Source organism: Vibrio sp. OPT46 (assembly GCF_015163535.1).
GTDB classification, from domain to species: domain Bacteria; phylum Pseudomonadota; class Gammaproteobacteria; order Enterobacterales; family Vibrionaceae; genus Vibrio; species Vibrio alginolyticus.
This window is the reverse complement of record NZ_JADDYG010000268.1, coordinates 1-257: the sequence shown is the minus strand read 5'-3', so window position 1 is coordinate 257 and position 257 is coordinate 1. Positions and strand designations below refer to the sequence as shown.

The following is a 257-nucleotide window of genomic DNA, read 5'->3' as shown; positions in this document are numbered from 1 at the left end:
AAAGACTTTGTTATAGAGCTCACCGAGACCGTCTTACTCTCACAAAGTGGCCGTGAACAGATGGTACTTAACTCGTTGCGATACTTGGGTTTTAAAGTCGCACTGGATGATTTTGGTACGGGATACTCAAGCTTGAACTATATACACAATTATCCGATTGATAGCATCAAAATCGATGCTACCTTTGTGCAGAACATGCTCTCAAATACAACCTCTGAACAAGTAGTGTTTTTGATAGCGCAATTGGCAGAGCTGCT

General features: G+C 41.6%; 1 protein-coding gene. It reads left to right on the top strand.

Annotation, left to right across the window (positions count from 1 at the left end):
• The coding region (locus tag IQR33_RS12610) for an EAL domain-containing protein (protein WP_193843734.1) at positions 1-257 on the top strand (257 nt) is incomplete at both ends.